Source organism: Paenibacillus sp. B1-35 (genome assembly GCF_050474385.1).
GTDB classification, from domain to species: domain Bacteria; phylum Bacillota; class Bacilli; order Paenibacillales; family Paenibacillaceae; genus Paenibacillus_B; species Paenibacillus_B alvei.
In genome coordinates this window covers 18,042-33,367 of record NZ_JBCHVJ010000003.1, presented here as the reverse complement: position 1 = coordinate 33,367, position 15,326 = coordinate 18,042, and the positions used below count along the sequence as shown (strand labels likewise).

The window sequence follows — 15,326 nt, the reverse complement described above, 5'->3', positions numbered from 1 at the left end:
CTTTTTAACGCTTCTGTCCCCTATTCGTAGTATAATGCATGCCATCGATACCCCTACACCATTATCTTTGATAAATATCGACTCTCATCCATGCTTATTTCTCATCTGCTTTCTCAAAATAAACGATTTCACATAATCGAATATGATGCTTTTTCCCGCGAACTACAAGAGCTACGTGATCGATGAAAACCTCATCCAGAGTACCTACTAATTTGCCGACAGTTGTCGTGATAACAACCGCTAATCCTTTGTGTTGGATCAAATGCTCGATGAATTTGGGTTCCACAGATGTCGTGTACATTACATGTTCCGGAAACACCAAAGTTCCCTTGCTCTGTACATCTTCATTCCGATAATATTGCGGAGTTGGGTACATGGCTTGCGGATAGCTATTGTACATAAACCTATTCATGTGCTGCATTCCCCTTTATCATAAATTAAAATCATATCTATAACTTATGGCAAATACCCATGCGGTGTTCCACAGCACTCCAAAAAAAGAGTGCCCTGATCAAACATCAGGACACTCTAAAAAGTACTATTTGTAACCCTGTTTATTACTGCTTTAGTTACGACTACGCCAACGATGTGTGGTTCGAAATTGCTTGAATAATCGTATTCCAATCGTCGAAGTGTATTTCGTGCCCCATTCCATCAAGCGTTAATAAGGATGCATTTGGTATTTCATTAGCAAGTGCAACTCCATGTTCTAATGGAAGAATCGTATCATCTGTACCGTGAATAACCAAAGCAGGCACATTGATTTCTTTTAACTTTCCTTCGTAAGCGTCATCACCTGTAAGTAGTGCGTGATTAAACATACTGATCAGATTATTAGCTCGTTTTATCTCGCGTATTACTTGCTTATACGCTCTATTCTCATCAAAGTCATGCTTGGAACCACAAAGCAGGCTAGAGCCTTTGACCAGGTATTTTGCAACCGCCTCTTCATCCGACCAATCCAGTGCCGCTCCATCCGCATGATAAGCAAGTATCTTTTCATCCATCGGAGGCAAGCCTCTATCATTCTCATCAGATCCAAAAATAGATGAGGCAATCAAAGCCATGCTTAGAACTCTTTGAGGATATTTAATTGCAATTATCTGTGCAATCATGCCACCCAATGATAATCCGACGAGGTGCGCTTGGTTAATTCCATATGAATCAAGCACCCCAACTGCATCATCAGCCATGTCCGCCACAGAATATTGAGACTTCCCAGGCGGATAGGTCGTTGTACGTCCCACATCTCGGTTATCAAATCGAATCACATAACGTCCCGAGTCAGCCAAGCTTTGGCAAAATTCATCATCCCAATAAACCATGGAACACATGGCTCCCATAATCAGCAGGACAGGAGGATGAGTTGGATTGCCGAAACTCTCTGTGCATATATCAATTCCATTGATTTTTTTTATCTTTTCACTCATGAGATACTCCTCATTTCATTCGAATTTGTTAATGATAAAAACACACTCAAATAAACCCATACATTTTTCAAAAAAATGATGAGAGTAGTTGAACTGTGCTTCAAATTAACGTAGACGAATGAATTTAATAATCATGAGAAGACCTCTCCTTCAAAACACAAAATTAGGGGTTCACCCCATACCCATCAACTTAAGAAATTAATTGTTCCCCAAAACGAAAAAAGTGAACTAAATTCCCATGGACACCTATGAAAAGATGAAATTTTCGTTTCTGTTAGGTTGATGGGCATGGGATACCGCTCAACATTTTAACAAAATATATACTAAGCAAATTTCAGCATAAAGTAAACCACTTTTTCTTAAAATTGTTTCTTCCCTTTCTCGGCGAAAACCAGCAATAATCCAAACAAATAATAAATGATACTTACCGTAATAACACCATAATCAACCTTATCTTCAGGAAACTTATGTATGTTTCAAAGAGACTCCGCCTTTTCAACGTACAATGAACTTCAACAATTACTAGCTACTTCCTAAACATTGTTCTTCATTTACCAACCTGTTTATGCTTTTTTCAAACTTTGCAACAGAACCAGTTTAACCATCATCATGTTCATGGAACTTTAGGTTATTTAAGTCCAGTTGAGTTCAGAAAATGAGTCCTTAAAAAAGCAGTCTGAATTTGTGTTGACAATCCACACCTCCATCAATACTATCAAAAGAACCTTTATACTGTTACAGCTTGAGAAATCCACTGAGCAGTTAGTTCAGGAAATTCAACAGGAAACTGATGACCGTACTGAATACGTGTAATATCCAAGTGTTCAAACTGCTTTGGGACATGATGATCTTTGTCCAAAGCTCCCCATAGTATCTTAATTTTCCTCTTATCCCATGTCTCGGGATTTAACTGAATGGATTTTGATATAGTTAAGCAAGACATGACCGTAGCGTTAGTTTTGCGAATACGAGGGGATTTTAAATCACGGACCACAGAATGAGCGTAATTACTCAATAACTGACTCGATGTTCTGAAGCTATTGGCTTGAAGTAGCTCTTTTTCCAAACGGGCGGGCTCCATATATTTTAGAACGAAACTTGTAATACGTCGAAATCTATATTTAGGTTGGATAGGATGCAGTACTGGCTGCAATAAAATGAGTTGTTTGATCAGTGAGGGCAGCCGTTCCATCACTTGAGCCGCAATCAATCCGCCAAATGAATGCCCCACTAATATAACGGGTCTGTTCAACTCAGTGATCATAGTGGAAATGCTCTCTACATAGCCTTCTAGCACAGAAGGATTATGGTGATAAGGGGTACGCCCAAATCCAGGTAAATCTACGAACCAAGTATTTAAACTGCTTAAAAATTGTGAGAGGGGCAAAAGGGCATCGGCATTGCTGAACGTCCCATGAAGAAAAATAATAGGCGTTTCATTCCTATCTTTCTCTAGCGAAACTAAGTTAGCCCTTCTTCGTTGACTAAAATCTTTCTGCTCATTTTGATTCAGGCCTAAATGATTTAACCGATAATCCAAATCACTAATGATAAAAGGGAGCGTGGACGGAACTACGAATGAATTTCTGCCGTTCCTTTGTTCTATTTCTAATTTACTGTAAACAGGGAATTCCGACTTAACAAGAAAACTCATGGATTCTTTAGGAATACCAAGCATCTTACCAGCACCCATTCTAAGCACAGTTTTCAATAACGGAAGCGGTATAGTTCCTAACGGCTTTGTTGTCTGCAATTCGTGTGCCATGAGTTTGATGACAGTTCGGATCGACGGACTCTCTTGCTTAGAATCTAAAAGATAGTAGGTATTGCTTGATAACCCTTCTGTATTAGCAAGTTTTGAAATAAACGAAGCCACATGATCAATATGAACCATCGGTAACCAATAATCGTCGCCGCCTGGAACAAGTGGCATAAGATTTCGCCTTACGGCATCGACTAAGATACTAAGGCCTCCAATCTGTTCTGTTTTCCCTGAGAAGGAGTCTCCGACGATTACACTAGGATTAACAGTAGATAAGGGAATGCTCATGTTATGAAGAGATTTTCGTATATAAGAGTCGGCTAAAAACTTCATTTTTTCATAAGGCGGTTGATTGTCCAGCAAATGATCTAGATCCAACAATGCATTTTGTTCATGATAGGGACTCATAAAGCCTACGACATGGATAAAATGCTTTAATTCTTTTGCAGCGTGGATATCCTGTGCTAGCCGAGCAAGGGATTTTGCAGGAGCGAGGAAAGACTGCTCAGCTTCACTGAGGTTCAACTCAATATTCATTGGACCTCCTGCATGAATAATTAGATCAGTTGCAAGTAATTGCTTGTAGCTGTCATCACTTAAACCTAATCGAGGCTGCGTTAGATCACCGATAACAGGAACAATGTTGTTCTGTTGATCGGGTGACAGTTGATTGATGATGGTAAGAAGACGATTTTTTTGACGTACAAGTGCATAAATCTGATGCTGAGAAGCTAACTCAGCGATTAAATGACGTCCAATATAACCAGTTCCGCCGGTCATGAAGATATTCATAATAAAAACACTCCTTTATTATTTTATAGTACTAACTAGTACTAATATATCTAAAAATATTACTTTAGCATGGAAGCTAAAGCAGGAAATAAATTTTTGATCATATCTTGGTTGTTAGAAGCTTGAGCCAAGAAGAGAGCACCCTCAATAGAGGAGACAATCAACATAGCTGTTTGTTTAACAGGCAGCTCTTCCTTTAGTTCTTGTCGTGCAATCCCTTGGGCTAAAATCAATTCAACACCATGCAGCTGTTTTTCAAAAAAACTCTTGATTCTATCTCTAATTTCAACCGCGTCAATAGGCGTCTGTGTATACAGAGTCAGGAAAGGACAACCGCCAAGGTAGTTATTTTGTTCAATAGTATCGCTTAAAATGTGGAGTACCGCTTCTAATTTCTCCTGAACGGTGAGCTCAGTTTGAGACACAATATAATTAATTCGCTGCTCGTAATGTGCTATCAACTGATTAACAATAGCGAGCAGCAGCTCCTCCTTGCTCTTAAAATAATAATAAATGTTCGTTTTTGAAACTTTGCTACGTGCGACTATGTCGTCCATGCTTGTTGCCAGAAAACCTTTAGTAAGAAACAATGTAAAAGCGGATTGCAGAGCAATATCTTTATTACTAAGTGTATTTTTTTTCATATTAGTACTATACAGTACTACAAATGGAGAGTCAAGGGAATGATTGATGAAATGCATAGGGGTTCGATCGAGATATGTGTAAAAATAGGTTGTAGGCTTTCCACTTATTTATCAATCTTTGCAAAAAGATATCCAAGGATAACAAAGTGATTGTTTCGTCTGTTCAATTTCTTACAGAAAAACGGACGAAAATCCCATAGGTATGAGAAAAAAACAGCCTTTGATATCTTAGGCATCGTATACAATTTTTCTATTTCTCACAATCATGTAGCGTAATCTAAAAATTTGAACCCCGATAGGGTTTATTTGGTATGCAATTTTATTACTCAAATGGATTGAATTCGAAACAGATTATCTATACGAAGTCAATCTGTTCGTCAGCCTAACCACTTTGCATTTGTAAGAAAGCGTCCAGCCGCTCCTTCTGAAGAAGATGGTGGCGGTAATGCATCTCCACCATTGCGAACCATTCGACCGCGTTTAACGCGCCGAAGGCTACAGCCGGATGAATCGCTTTCCGCTGCAGCCGCTCTGAATCTATGCTCTGCAGCAACGTCCCAATCTCATGCATGCGGCGCCTTGCTTCCTCCAGCTTGGCAACAAGCTGCTCCTTGCTCTCCGGCTGAGGAGGCGTATACTGCAAGTCGGCCGGTACCTGAATACGAACCGGCGGGAAGCTCCCTTGCTCAAACACGGCATGGCCAGCCTCCGTTTTCCCGCCTGCCTCCTCGCTGCCGCCACCAGGCGCCATACACTGCTCCGCAAGACGGAGCTGCAAGTTCAGCGTGGAATGGGGCAGATGCAGATACATTTGTCCCAGCGACCATTCGTTCTCGCTTGGCTTGCGCCACAGTTCCGTCAGACAATACTCGTCCAGCTCCTGAACATAATGCTTCGATATCTCGTCGAACCGTACTAAAATATCCGCAATCCTCATGTTCTTGTTCATCAAGATCATCTCCTCGAATACAGAAGTACTCTCATCGTATGAGAGGGTTCAAGAAAAAAAGCATATTCGTAGTTTATATCTTTAATTCTAAACCTTCGTTGAAAATCCTGCCCGATAAATGAATGCCATTCCCGCTCCAATCCTGTTTTTTCTCAGATTACAATTTTGGAAATAAGAAAAGAAAACAGCCGATTTCACCTCTAAGGAAATCGGCTGTATTATCTGTATTACGATTCATGTCCCGGAAGAAATGGGAATGAGGTATACACATCCCCTACTTAAGCTGTTCATTCAACACACTATCTTCTAACACAGAAAATTTATCCCCATATACTTTCGTTAAATGTTTCTCCCCCCATGTACATAATGAACTTAAAATCCCTTCTAAGCTTCGTCCATATTCACTAAGCTCGTATTCTACTCTTGGTGGAACTTGATTGTACACGATTCGATTGATAACCCCATCCTCTTCAAGCTCGCGCAGCTGTTGGGTAAGCATTTTTTGCGTAATACTTGGCATGAGCCGCTTTAATTCGCTTGTCCGTTTTTTTCCGTGAGTCAAATGGCAAAGAATCACACACTTCCACTTTCCACCTATAACTTCTAATGTCGCTTCAACAGAGATATTGTATTTCTTCTTTTGCATCGTGATTCTCCTCCTTCTTATAGGCACTAAAAAGTACCTATATTACTTTCTGGTTCCTATATAACTTTCAAGTGCGTACTTTCATTTAAGAACGATATATTTCATAATAACATTTGTCGGTTGAGAAATACTATACTTTCTTCAATTTCACAATAACATTTTGAGGTTGATACCCTTCAAATTTTATTATTCGCTGAAAAGAAAGTTCCCATTTATATAACAGAAAAGGAGGAGACAATATGGAACTAAATAAAAAGCAAAGCATGTTAGCATTGCTTGCCTTAGCAGTAAGTGCTTTTGCAATCGGAACGACTGAATTCATCAGTGTCGGATTGCTGCCTCTTATTGCAAATGATTTAGGTATTCCAGTTACCACGGCAGGATTAACAGTGTCCCTATATGCATTAGGAGCAACGTTTGGAGCTCCGATTTTGACAGCTTTGACATCAAGTATGTCACGTAAGAAATTATTACTTTGGATCATGATTGTCTTTATTATTGGCAATACTGTTGCTGCAATCTCAACGACAATCGGGTTATTGCTAGTCGCACGAGTGATATCAGCATTCTCACATGGGGTCTTCATGTCAATTGGATCGACAATTGCAGCCGATTTAGTTCCAGAAGACCGCAGAGCTAGTGCGATTTCCATTATGTTTACCGGTCTTACCGTAGCTACAGTAACGGGTGTTCCATTCGGAACCTTTATTGGGCAGCAGTTAGGATGGAGAACCGCCTTTATTGCCATTGTTATCATTGGTGTTATTGCATTACTTGCAAATAGCATACTTGTTCCATCTCAATTGCGAAAAGGAGTAAAAACTACTTTTCGTGATCAGCTTAAACTTGTAACAAATGGTCGGTTATTGCTATTATTCATCATTACAGCATTAGGATATGGCGGAACATTTGTCGTGTTTACCTACTTATCACCATTGCTTCAAGACATCACTGGGTTTAAAGAAGGAACGGTAGCTGTCATTCTGTTAGCTTACGGTATCGCGATTGCGATTGGGAATATGATTGGAGGTAAGTTATCGAATCGAAACCCAATTGGTGCATTGTTCTATATGTTTATAGTACAAGCAATCGTCTTATTTATTTTGATGTTTACAGCACCATTTAAAGTTGCTGGGTTGATAACCATCCTGTTGATGGGGCTGTTGGCATTTATGAATGTGCCGGGCTTACAAGTATATGTTGTGATACTGGCTGAGCGCTTTGTTCCTAGTGCGGTTGATGTGGCATCGGCAATCAATATTGCTGCATTTAATGCCGGAATTGCGATAGGCTCCTTTGTAGGCGGTCTAGTTACTGACTCGATAGGACTAATCCATACGACTTGGATTGGAGCACTTATGGTAGTAGTCGCTACAATCTTAACTGGATTTAGCAGAGCTATGGAACGAAAAGATCAAGTAAGCAAAAAATAAAAAATTTGGAGGTTTTAATTATGATGGCAAAAAATTTGCAAGATACAACAACTTTGAATAATGGCGTGAAAATGCCTTGGTTTGGACTTGGAGTTTTCAAAGTCGAAGAAGGCCCTGAATTGGTGAATGCAGTCAAAACAGCGATTAAACATGGATACCGCAGCGTGGATACCGCAGCGATTTATGGGAATGAAGAAGGTGTTGGCCAAGGGATCCGAGAAGGCTTGAAGGAAGCGGGCATTTCAAGAGAAGAGTTATTTGTCACTTCTAAGGTTTGGAACGCGGATTTGGGATATGAATCTACGATTGCTGCTTATGAAACAAGCTTGAAGAAACTGGGCTTAGAATATTTGGATTTGTATTTGATTCATTGGCCGGTTGAAGGAAAATATAAAGATGCTTGGAGAGCGTTGGAAACTCTTTATAAAGAAGGCCGCGTAAAAGCAATTGGCGTAAGTAATTTCCAAATCCATCATTTGCAAGACTTGATGAAGGACGCTGAAATTAAGCCGATGATCAACCAAGTAGAATACCATCCACGATTGACTCAAAAAGAGCTGCAAGCATTTTGCCAAGACAACGGTATTCAGTTTGAAGCATGGTCACCACTCATGCAAGGTCAATTGCTTGACAACGAAGTTATTCAGGAAATTGCGAACAAGCATAATAAATCTGTTGCCCAAGTTATTTTGCGTTGGGACTTGCAGAACGGAGTGGTTACCATTCCAAAATCAACAAAAGAGCATCGAATTGTTGAAAATGCGAATGTGTTTGACTTTGAACTGACAAAAGAAGAAATGGAAATCATTGATGGATTAAATCAAAACCATCGTGTAGGTCCAGACCCAGATAACTTTGATTTTTAATAAAAAAACTCGGGCTGCGAGTTCTCAGCGTGTAGAGAAAGAGCTATTCTTTCTCTACACTTTTTTATGTTGAAACAACGACAATCTAGAGCTATATTTCCTGCTGACAGTAGCGCTCCAGCTTAAGGCGTAAGAGAAAAGGAATAAAATTCTCCTTTCTTGTTGATCTTGCCCACGATTGTAGGTTGTTTGTCCTTCTTAAATGTATATTCGTTCAATTTAACAGTCACTTTATATCCGGCCAAATTGACATTGAATATTGATTTAACTTTGCCGCTTGCTGCAGAAATCGCTTGTTTTGGGGTATATTTAGGTTTGGCAAAGGATTTGGCAAAATCTTTGTCGCTCGTCCAATCCGTATAAATCGTATCGACTTCCAACACTTGATTGGTTATTGCGTCAATCTTGACGCTATGATGATCGTAGTGATCTCTAAAATGCCAAAAATAGCTGCCGGCGACTTCATCCTTTACCCGCTCCGCGCGAACAAGATTTACTTTTTCTTTCCTTAATTGATTAATTGCGTTAACAGCTTTGTCTGGCGATGATTTTGTTCCCTTTGTCGAGATCGATATCCAGCGATGCTGTCCCCCAGAATACCCAGTAATTTCGCGGCTCATTATCTTGATATGGCGATTTTACTCTCCATAATGCGTTGAACGTTAATGGATATTTCTTATCCTCGAACTTCGCGATGAAGGCATTCACCTTCTTAAGAACGGCTGACTCCAACGCAAGATCCTTATCTTTGATTTGATAATAGACGGTTGCATTATTCACTCGTTGTTTTTTCTTGTCGTAACCAACAGTGAACCTTGCTGCAGGCTGGGACAGCTCCCCTTCTAGATCAATATTGTCACTATTATTCGCCATTACTTTGAGATCCGATTTCATCTCATTGCCTTTTGCAATATCCCCAAGAGCGGCTTTGACCTTCTCTAAAACTGTTGAATCGAGCTGTGATTTAGCCGTACTTTCAATAACTTCTGTGTGCGTTTCTGCTTGTACAGGTCCATTAAAAAAGCTGCATGTCAATAAGGCGGCCATAACGGTAAGTAGAGCGATTCTTCTTCGCATATAAACCCTTCCTTCATTATGGAAAAATGTAACTTCATTTTTTAGATTCATTTCCTTTTTAAAAGGTTGCACCTTTACTGACATTAGAATAGTAAACATCATTCCAATAAATTTTCTTATTCAACAAAAAAACAGGCGTCTTTTACACCGCTTACCTGTGCAAAGAACACCTGTTTGTTTTTGGTAACACTCTTTTGAGTAGCCTTTCCTATCAATCTGAGGTTCCACTGCGTTTATCCCACATTGTAATGTGGTTTTAGCACAACTTCTTGGTTCACTTCTGGTTTCGCTTCTTGGTTCTTCTTCGACTGATTACGTTGGCTAGGTACGGAGATAAAGATCGCAATCAAGAAAGAGAGCATACACAAGACCGCAATGACGGTAAAGGTAATTTGGAAACCACCGAACAAAGCACTAAGGAACGAACCAGCCAAGGCACCTAACCCGAATCCTTGATAAATGATTCCATAGTTCTTGCTTTGGTTCTTCAAGCCGAAATAGTCTGCCACAATCGCCGGGAAGACCGTGATATTACCGCCAAAGCAGAATGCGATCACCGCGACACAGGTGAAGAAAATGCCCAGATTCAGAGGTACAAAGTTCAAGGCCATGACGGACAATGCCGTCGCAAAAAGCGCTCCCGCTACAACTTTCATACGTCCTACTTTATCAGACAATGCACCGAGAATGATTCGACCGGCTGTATTGAAAATCGCCACCATAGCTACCGCATTCGCTGCTGTGCTGATATCAAGACCGGCTAGCTGCACACCGATGTCTTTGACGATACCAATCAGGTACAATCCACTCATACAAGCTGTGAATAGAATAAGGAAGAGCATATACGCTTCTTTCGTACGCAGCATTTCTTTCACTGTATAATTCCGCCCACTCTGCGACTCCGCAGTTGCGTCTGCAGGTGTTTCCGTAATTACGGCTTCTTTGATTAACAACGAACCGGCAATCACCATGACCATCACAATCAATCCCCAGACCAGAAATGCATAGGAGACCCCCATCGTATTGATGAAATTCACATTAATATATTTGAAAACCAAGCTGCCTGTCCCAAAAGCTCCCACCGAGATCCCCGATATTAATCCTTTGCGTTCAGGAAACCATTTCATTAAATTCGATAGCGATGTGATGTAGGCCGTACCATCCGCAAAACCAACAACCACACCAGCAAGCAAGTACAACATCCACAACGATGAAACCTGTGAGCTAGCGATAAGCCCTGCACCGAGAACAACACCTGCAATCATCGTCATACGCCGAATTCCGATGCGATCCTGAATTTTTCCGGCGAACAACGTCGAGAAAGCCAGTGCAAAACTGGTGATGGAAAATGTAATCGATACGGAGCTGAGCTCCCATCCAAATTTGTCGGCTAACGGCTGATTGAATAAACTCCACGTATATATGGTTCCTAATCCCATTTGTACAATGATTGTTCCAAGGACGATCAGCCAGCGATTTACCTGCGACCCAGTTGCTTGATGCGTTCTCATAATAGATCCCCTCTTTCCATTCTGCTATGATCAAGAGTTGTGTTTTATCAGTAGGGAGTGAAAGCTCTTACGCTTTGCTTTTACACCCTTATCTTACAAGATAAAACGCTTTCTTAAGCCATAAGCGGCATGAAATGACGGGATTGCGGAATGAACTGCATTTATATATGCATCAACTGCCTGAATTCTTTGACTTTACTTCTGCTGACGGGCACTTCGGCATCCATATCACGCAGACGCAGCAAGTAAGTATTGTTGAACCATGGAACGATTTCATGGATTTGAGACAAATTGACGGTATAGGAACGATGACAACGATAGAATCGATCTTGAGGCAGCATAGCATGAAAGTCCGAAATACTCATCGGCATCGTATAAGTACCACTCTTCGTGAATACGTTCGTTACCTTCTCTTGTGCTTCCGCATAGTAGATGTCATCGCTATCCGTAACGATATACTTATCATTTTTCAGCAGATTAATGCGTTTCTCCTCAGATTTTGGCCTGTTGTCCGCAGGATTGGAACTTCCACCTTGCTGCACATCCCGTTCGAAGGCGGTCTCCAGCTTACGCAGCATCGCGGCAATCCGGTTCTCGTCGTAGGGCTTCAAGATATAATCAAAAGCCTCCAGTTCAAAAGCTTGAGCGGCATGCTCCTTATAAGCGGTTGTAAAAATAACATACGGTTTATGCGCGAACTTACTAATATTCGTCGCTAGCAGCATCCCGTCCAGGGATGGAATGTTGATATCGAGAAAAATCGCATCGACTTCCTTCTCCTGCAGAAATTTAAGCACATCAAGGCCATCCTCAAATCGCTCCACGATTTCAATGCGGCTATGTTTGGTAATCAAATATTCCAGCTCTTCTCTGGCCAATACTTCATCTTCCACAATTATCGCTCTCATCGTGTCTCCTTCTGTATGTCAAAAAAGATATTCGTTCCTTGATCTAGTCGCTCCACTGTAACACCATGCCCGAAAATGAGCTTCACACGCTTATGCACATTAAATAGACCAATATGGTTCGGCGGAACACGCTCCTCCATCACCTGTTTTATGATATCTTCACGGATGCCCACGCCAGTATCCTGGACACCAATTCGAATGTAATCGTCTGTATCTTTAACATAGATGGTGACCGTTCCAGGCCCTTTCACCTTCAATATACCGTGGACAATCGCATTCTCCACTAACGGTTGAATGATGAGACTCGGAATCTTCACGGCGACTTCATCCACATCATAAACGACATGCAGCCGATTTCCAAAGCGTGCCTTTTCAATTTCTACATAATTCCGAACCTGCTCCAACTCCTTATGGATATCGATCAAATCATCCGTTAACTCCAAATTGTAACGCAAATATCCGGATAAATTGACGATCAGTTCCCTCGCTTGGTCCGGTCTGGTTCGGATCGAGGATCCAATCGCGTTCAATGCATTGAACAAAAAATGAGGCTGAATGGTTGTCTGCAGCGCTTTGAGCTCCGCTTTATTCGCCATTTCCTTAATCTCTTCCACACGAGAAACTTCCATTAATGTCGAAATAATCTGGGATAAACCGACGGCCATAGTCTGCAGCGGATAGGTAATTTTATGCGCCTTCCGATAATAAATCTTCAAGGTCCCCGTCACTTCTTCCCGCTCTTTCAGTGGAATAATGAGCAAGGATTGAATGCCGGGCATCGCATCATCCAACGCATGGTTGCTTATCATGAATTCCCCGCTTCGTATCGTCTGTTTGGTCATATCACTGATGATCTCATGCCGGAATTGATAGCGGTCTTCCCCAAAACCGACGTAAGCGAGCACGCTCGAGGCATCCGTAATCGCCACTGCATCGGCTTGAATATCTTCTTTAATAATGGAACAGATCTTGTGCAAGGATTCGGTATTGATAGAGCGGAAATAGGGCAATGTCTTATTCGCAATGTCCAACGCTAACTTCGCTTGCTGCGCAGCGATTCCTTCCCGCTCACTTTCTACATTCTGAATTAACAAAATGATCAATCCCACATTCAATTGCCCTAGAATCATCGGTGTTGCTATTCTGGATACAATTTCATTGCCTAAGTTTGTAGGTTGCGCCATGAATATGATCAACAGCATCGTTAAAGCCTCGCAAGCCATCCCGGCAACAATCCCGATAAACCAACGCTTCGCTTTCGGCGTTCGAAGATGAATATAGCCAGATACCAGCCCCGCAATAATACTTGTGATGAGACATGGAATCGAGGTCACCCCGCCGATATCGATCAAATAACGATGGATTCCGGACACCACGCCCACGACTAGACCGACCCAAGGCCCGAATAAGATGCCTCCTGCCATAATCACGATAATCCGTACGTTGACCAGCGAGCCTTCCACATCAATGCCTGAGTAGGTGCCAAATAGTGCAAAGGTACAGAACAGAATCGTAACAACGGCGAACTCCTTCGTGGTCAGCGATTCCTTTTGCAGAATCTGCTTAAAGCTCGGAATACGAGTTAAGAAAAACAAAATAATGAGCAATAATGCTGCCCGCTCAAAGAGCTGAAGCAGCATCGTGAAATCTCCGTTTATGGAAACTACCTCCCGTTAACACAAGCTGTTTTTGTGTTTATTTTATCAAAGTTTGCTCTGTTTTCACGTTCCAATTCCATACATAAAAAAAGAGCGTGTTTTGAAAAAGATTGTTCAAAACACGCTCTTAACCTATTCTATTGAATTATACTTTTAATAAGGTTTGAAGGATTGCGCCACAATATTAATATTATTTATTCTTCATTATTTTCCATCCATTGAAAGTGGAAGCTCCCCTTTTGATCAACCCGCTCGAACGTATGCGCCCCAAAGTAATCCCTCTGTGCCTGAAGCAAATTAGCCGGCAGTCTTTCCGTCCGATAGCTGTCATAATAAGCTAGAGCGGAAGCGAATGAAGGAACCGGAATTCCTCTAGCTACGGCAATCGATACGACTTTTCTCCAGGCTTCTTGATAGTTCGCAATAATCCCACTGAAGTATTCGTCCAACAACAAGTTTTTCAATTCCGGGTTCCGGTCGTATGCATCCTTAATATTTTGTAAAAATCTTGCGCGGATAATACATCCCCCGCGGAAGATCATGGCGATGCCTCCATAATTCAAATTCCAATTGTACGCGTCGGAAGCAGCCCTCATTTGCGCAAAGCCTTGCGCATACGAAGCGATTTTGCTGGCATACAAAGCTTTGCGAACGGCTTCGATAAATTCCTTGGGATCGCCGTCGTAGCTTGACGCCGCGGGGCCTTTCAACTGCTTGCTTGCGGCCACGCGTTCTTCTTTCATTGCGGAGATAAACCGTGCAAACACGGATTCAGTAATAATGGACAATGGAACTCCCAAATCCAATGCGCTTTGGCTCGTCCACTTCCCCGTACCTTTCTGTCCTGCTGAATCGAGGATGACATCCACCATAGGCTTGCCGGTTTCCGGATCGATCTTCGAGAAAATATCGGCTGTAATTTCAATCAAATAACTATCCAGTTCGCCTTTGTTCCATTCGGAGAAGATGTCATGCAACTGCTCGGTATTTACATTCAATACATCTTTGAGCAGATGATACGCTTCGCCGATGAGCTGCATGTCACCGTATTCGATGCCGTTGTGCACCATTTTGACATAATGGCCGGCGCCATCTTCTCCGATATAAGTTGAGCAGGGATCGCCGTTCACTTTGGCAGAAATAGCGGTCAGAATTGGCTCGACCAGTTCATAAGCCTCTTTTTGCCCGCCTGGCATAATCGCGGGACCGTTCAGCGCCCCTTCTTCGCCGCCCGAGACACCCGCGCCAATAAAACGGAATCCCTTGGCTTGCAGCTCTTTGTTTCTTCTTTGCGTATCAGGGAAATAGGCGTTTCCGCCGTCGATAAGAATATCCCCTTGACTCAGGTAGGGAACAAGCTGATTGATGGTATCGTCCGTCGGTTGCCCCGCTTTGACCATGATCAGAATTTTCCGCGGCGTCTCGAGCGATTGGACGAATTCTTCAATACTATACGTGCCGACGAAATTCTTGCCTTGCGCCTCCGCCAGAAGCTCATTCGTTTTCTCTGGCGAACGATTGTATACCGCAACCGAGAACCCTTTGCTTTCTATATTTAAGGCCAGATTTTTCCCCATGACGGCTAAACCTACCACGCCGATTTGTTGTTTCTTCATTGCAATTCCCTCCCAGTCATTTCTATCTATAGGC

The 15,326-nt window shown here is 41.9% G+C and carries 13 protein-coding genes; 2 read left to right on the top strand and 11 right to left on the bottom strand.

Annotated elements, in window-relative coordinates; all coding sequences use genetic code 11:
- Positions 1-94: 94 nt before the first annotated feature.
- The 6 genes from ACQ5BJ_RS12015 to ACQ5BJ_RS11990 all read right to left on the bottom strand — a co-directional run bounded on the left by ACQ5BJ_RS12015 (position 95) and on the right by ACQ5BJ_RS11990 (position 6,223).
- Positions 95-412: a DUF2642 domain-containing protein gene (locus tag ACQ5BJ_RS12015; RefSeq protein ID WP_289355203.1), complete on the bottom strand. Its 318-nt coding sequence runs from the start codon at positions 410-412 to the stop codon at positions 95-97.
- 163 nt (positions 413-575) lie between these two features.
- Positions 576-1,430, bottom strand: coding sequence for an alpha/beta fold hydrolase (locus tag ACQ5BJ_RS12010; protein WP_268622173.1), 855 nt, complete (start codon positions 1,428-1,430; stop codon positions 576-578).
- Positions 1,431-2,157: 727 nt separating this feature from the next.
- Positions 2,158-3,984, bottom strand: a complete 1,827-nt coding sequence (locus ACQ5BJ_RS12005; protein WP_005544377.1) for an alpha/beta fold hydrolase — start codon at positions 3,982-3,984, stop codon at positions 2,158-2,160.
- A gap of 59 nt (positions 3,985-4,043) precedes the next feature.
- Positions 4,044-4,628, bottom strand: a complete 585-nt coding sequence (locus ACQ5BJ_RS12000) for a TetR/AcrR family transcriptional regulator (RefSeq protein ID WP_028402269.1) — start codon at positions 4,626-4,628, stop codon at positions 4,044-4,046.
- Positions 4,629-5,010: 382 nt separating this feature from the next.
- Entirely contained in the window at positions 5,011-5,577 is a 567-nt protein-coding gene (locus ACQ5BJ_RS11995; RefSeq protein WP_005544381.1) for a DinB family protein, read from the bottom strand.
- 274 nt (positions 5,578-5,851) lie between these two features.
- A complete protein-coding gene (locus ACQ5BJ_RS11990) occupies positions 5,852-6,223 on the bottom strand; it encodes a winged helix-turn-helix transcriptional regulator (protein ID WP_005544382.1) in 372 nt (123 codons plus the stop codon).
- 239 nt (positions 6,224-6,462) lie between these two features.
- On the opposite strand from ACQ5BJ_RS11990, the gene ACQ5BJ_RS11985 reads away from it, so the two are divergent.
- Positions 6,463-7,656, top strand: coding sequence for an MFS transporter (locus ACQ5BJ_RS11985; RefSeq protein ID WP_268599398.1), 1,194 nt, complete (start codon positions 6,463-6,465; stop codon positions 7,654-7,656).
- A 23-nt stretch (positions 7,657-7,679) separates the two neighbouring features.
- Positions 7,680-8,522 (top strand): aldo/keto reductase, encoded by an 843-nt coding sequence (locus ACQ5BJ_RS11980; RefSeq protein WP_040735534.1) that lies wholly within the window; start codon positions 7,680-7,682, stop codon positions 8,520-8,522.
- Between the two features lie 525 nt (positions 8,523-9,047).
- Here ACQ5BJ_RS11980 and ACQ5BJ_RS11975 read toward each other — a convergent pair.
- The 5 genes from ACQ5BJ_RS11975 to gndA all read right to left on the bottom strand — a co-directional run bounded on the left by ACQ5BJ_RS11975 (position 9,048) and on the right by gndA (position 15,292).
- Positions 9,048-9,599, bottom strand: a complete 552-nt coding sequence (locus ACQ5BJ_RS11975) for a hypothetical protein (RefSeq protein WP_430110948.1) — start codon at positions 9,597-9,599, stop codon at positions 9,048-9,050.
- Between the two features lie 233 nt (positions 9,600-9,832).
- Entirely contained in the window at positions 9,833-11,110 is a 1,278-nt protein-coding gene (locus ACQ5BJ_RS11970) for an L-lactate MFS transporter (protein ID WP_005544386.1), read from the bottom strand.
- Between the two features lie 161 nt (positions 11,111-11,271).
- A complete protein-coding gene (locus ACQ5BJ_RS11965; RefSeq protein ID WP_430110951.1) occupies positions 11,272-12,018 on the bottom strand; it encodes a LytR/AlgR family response regulator transcription factor in 747 nt (248 codons plus the stop codon).
- Positions 12,015-13,658: a sensor histidine kinase gene (locus tag ACQ5BJ_RS11960; protein WP_289355196.1), complete on the bottom strand. Its 1,644-nt coding sequence runs from the start codon at positions 13,656-13,658 to the stop codon at positions 12,015-12,017. The genes ACQ5BJ_RS11965 and ACQ5BJ_RS11960 overlap by 4 nt, the downstream gene beginning before the upstream one ends.
- Before the next feature lie 212 nt (positions 13,659-13,870).
- Positions 13,871-15,292, bottom strand: coding sequence for an NADP-dependent phosphogluconate dehydrogenase (gene gndA / locus ACQ5BJ_RS11955; protein WP_268599396.1), 1,422 nt, complete (start codon positions 15,290-15,292; stop codon positions 13,871-13,873).
- Between the last annotated feature and the right edge of the window lie 34 nt (positions 15,293-15,326).

Coding starts and splice junctions, on each gene's coding strand:
- ACQ5BJ_RS12015 (WP_289355203.1), bottom strand. CDS start 412: ATGAATAGGTTTATGTACAATAGCTATCCGCAAGCCATGTACCCAACT.
- ACQ5BJ_RS12010 (WP_268622173.1), bottom strand. CDS start 1,430: ATGAGTGAAAAGATAAAAAAAATCAATGGAATTGATATATGCACAGAG.
- ACQ5BJ_RS12005 (WP_005544377.1), bottom strand. CDS start 3,984: ATGAATATCTTCATGACCGGCGGAACTGGTTATATTGGACGTCATTTA.
- ACQ5BJ_RS12000 (WP_028402269.1), bottom strand. CDS start 4,628: ATGAAAAAAAATACACTTAGTAATAAAGATATTGCTCTGCAATCCGCT.
- ACQ5BJ_RS11995 (WP_005544381.1), bottom strand. CDS start 5,577: ATGAACAAGAACATGAGGATTGCGGATATTTTAGTACGGTTCGACGAG.
- ACQ5BJ_RS11990 (WP_005544382.1), bottom strand. CDS start 6,223: ATGCAAAAGAAGAAATACAATATCTCTGTTGAAGCGACATTAGAAGTT.
- ACQ5BJ_RS11985 (WP_268599398.1), top strand. CDS start 6,463: ATGGAACTAAATAAAAAGCAAAGCATGTTAGCATTGCTTGCCTTAGCA.
- ACQ5BJ_RS11980 (WP_040735534.1), top strand. CDS start 7,680: ATGGCAAAAAATTTGCAAGATACAACAACTTTGAATAATGGCGTGAAA.
- ACQ5BJ_RS11975 (WP_430110948.1), bottom strand. CDS start 9,599: ATGCGAAGAAGAATCGCTCTACTTACCGTTATGGCCGCCTTATTGACA.
- ACQ5BJ_RS11970 (WP_005544386.1), bottom strand. CDS start 11,110: ATGAGAACGCATCAAGCAACTGGGTCGCAGGTAAATCGCTGGCTGATC.
- ACQ5BJ_RS11965 (WP_430110951.1), bottom strand. CDS start 12,018: ATGAGAGCGATAATTGTGGAAGATGAAGTATTGGCCAGAGAAGAGCTG.
- ACQ5BJ_RS11960 (WP_289355196.1), bottom strand. CDS start 13,658: ATGCTGCTTCAGCTCTTTGAGCGGGCAGCATTATTGCTCATTATTTTG.
- gndA (WP_268599396.1), bottom strand. CDS start 15,292: ATGAAGAAACAACAAATCGGCGTGGTAGGTTTAGCCGTCATGGGGAAA.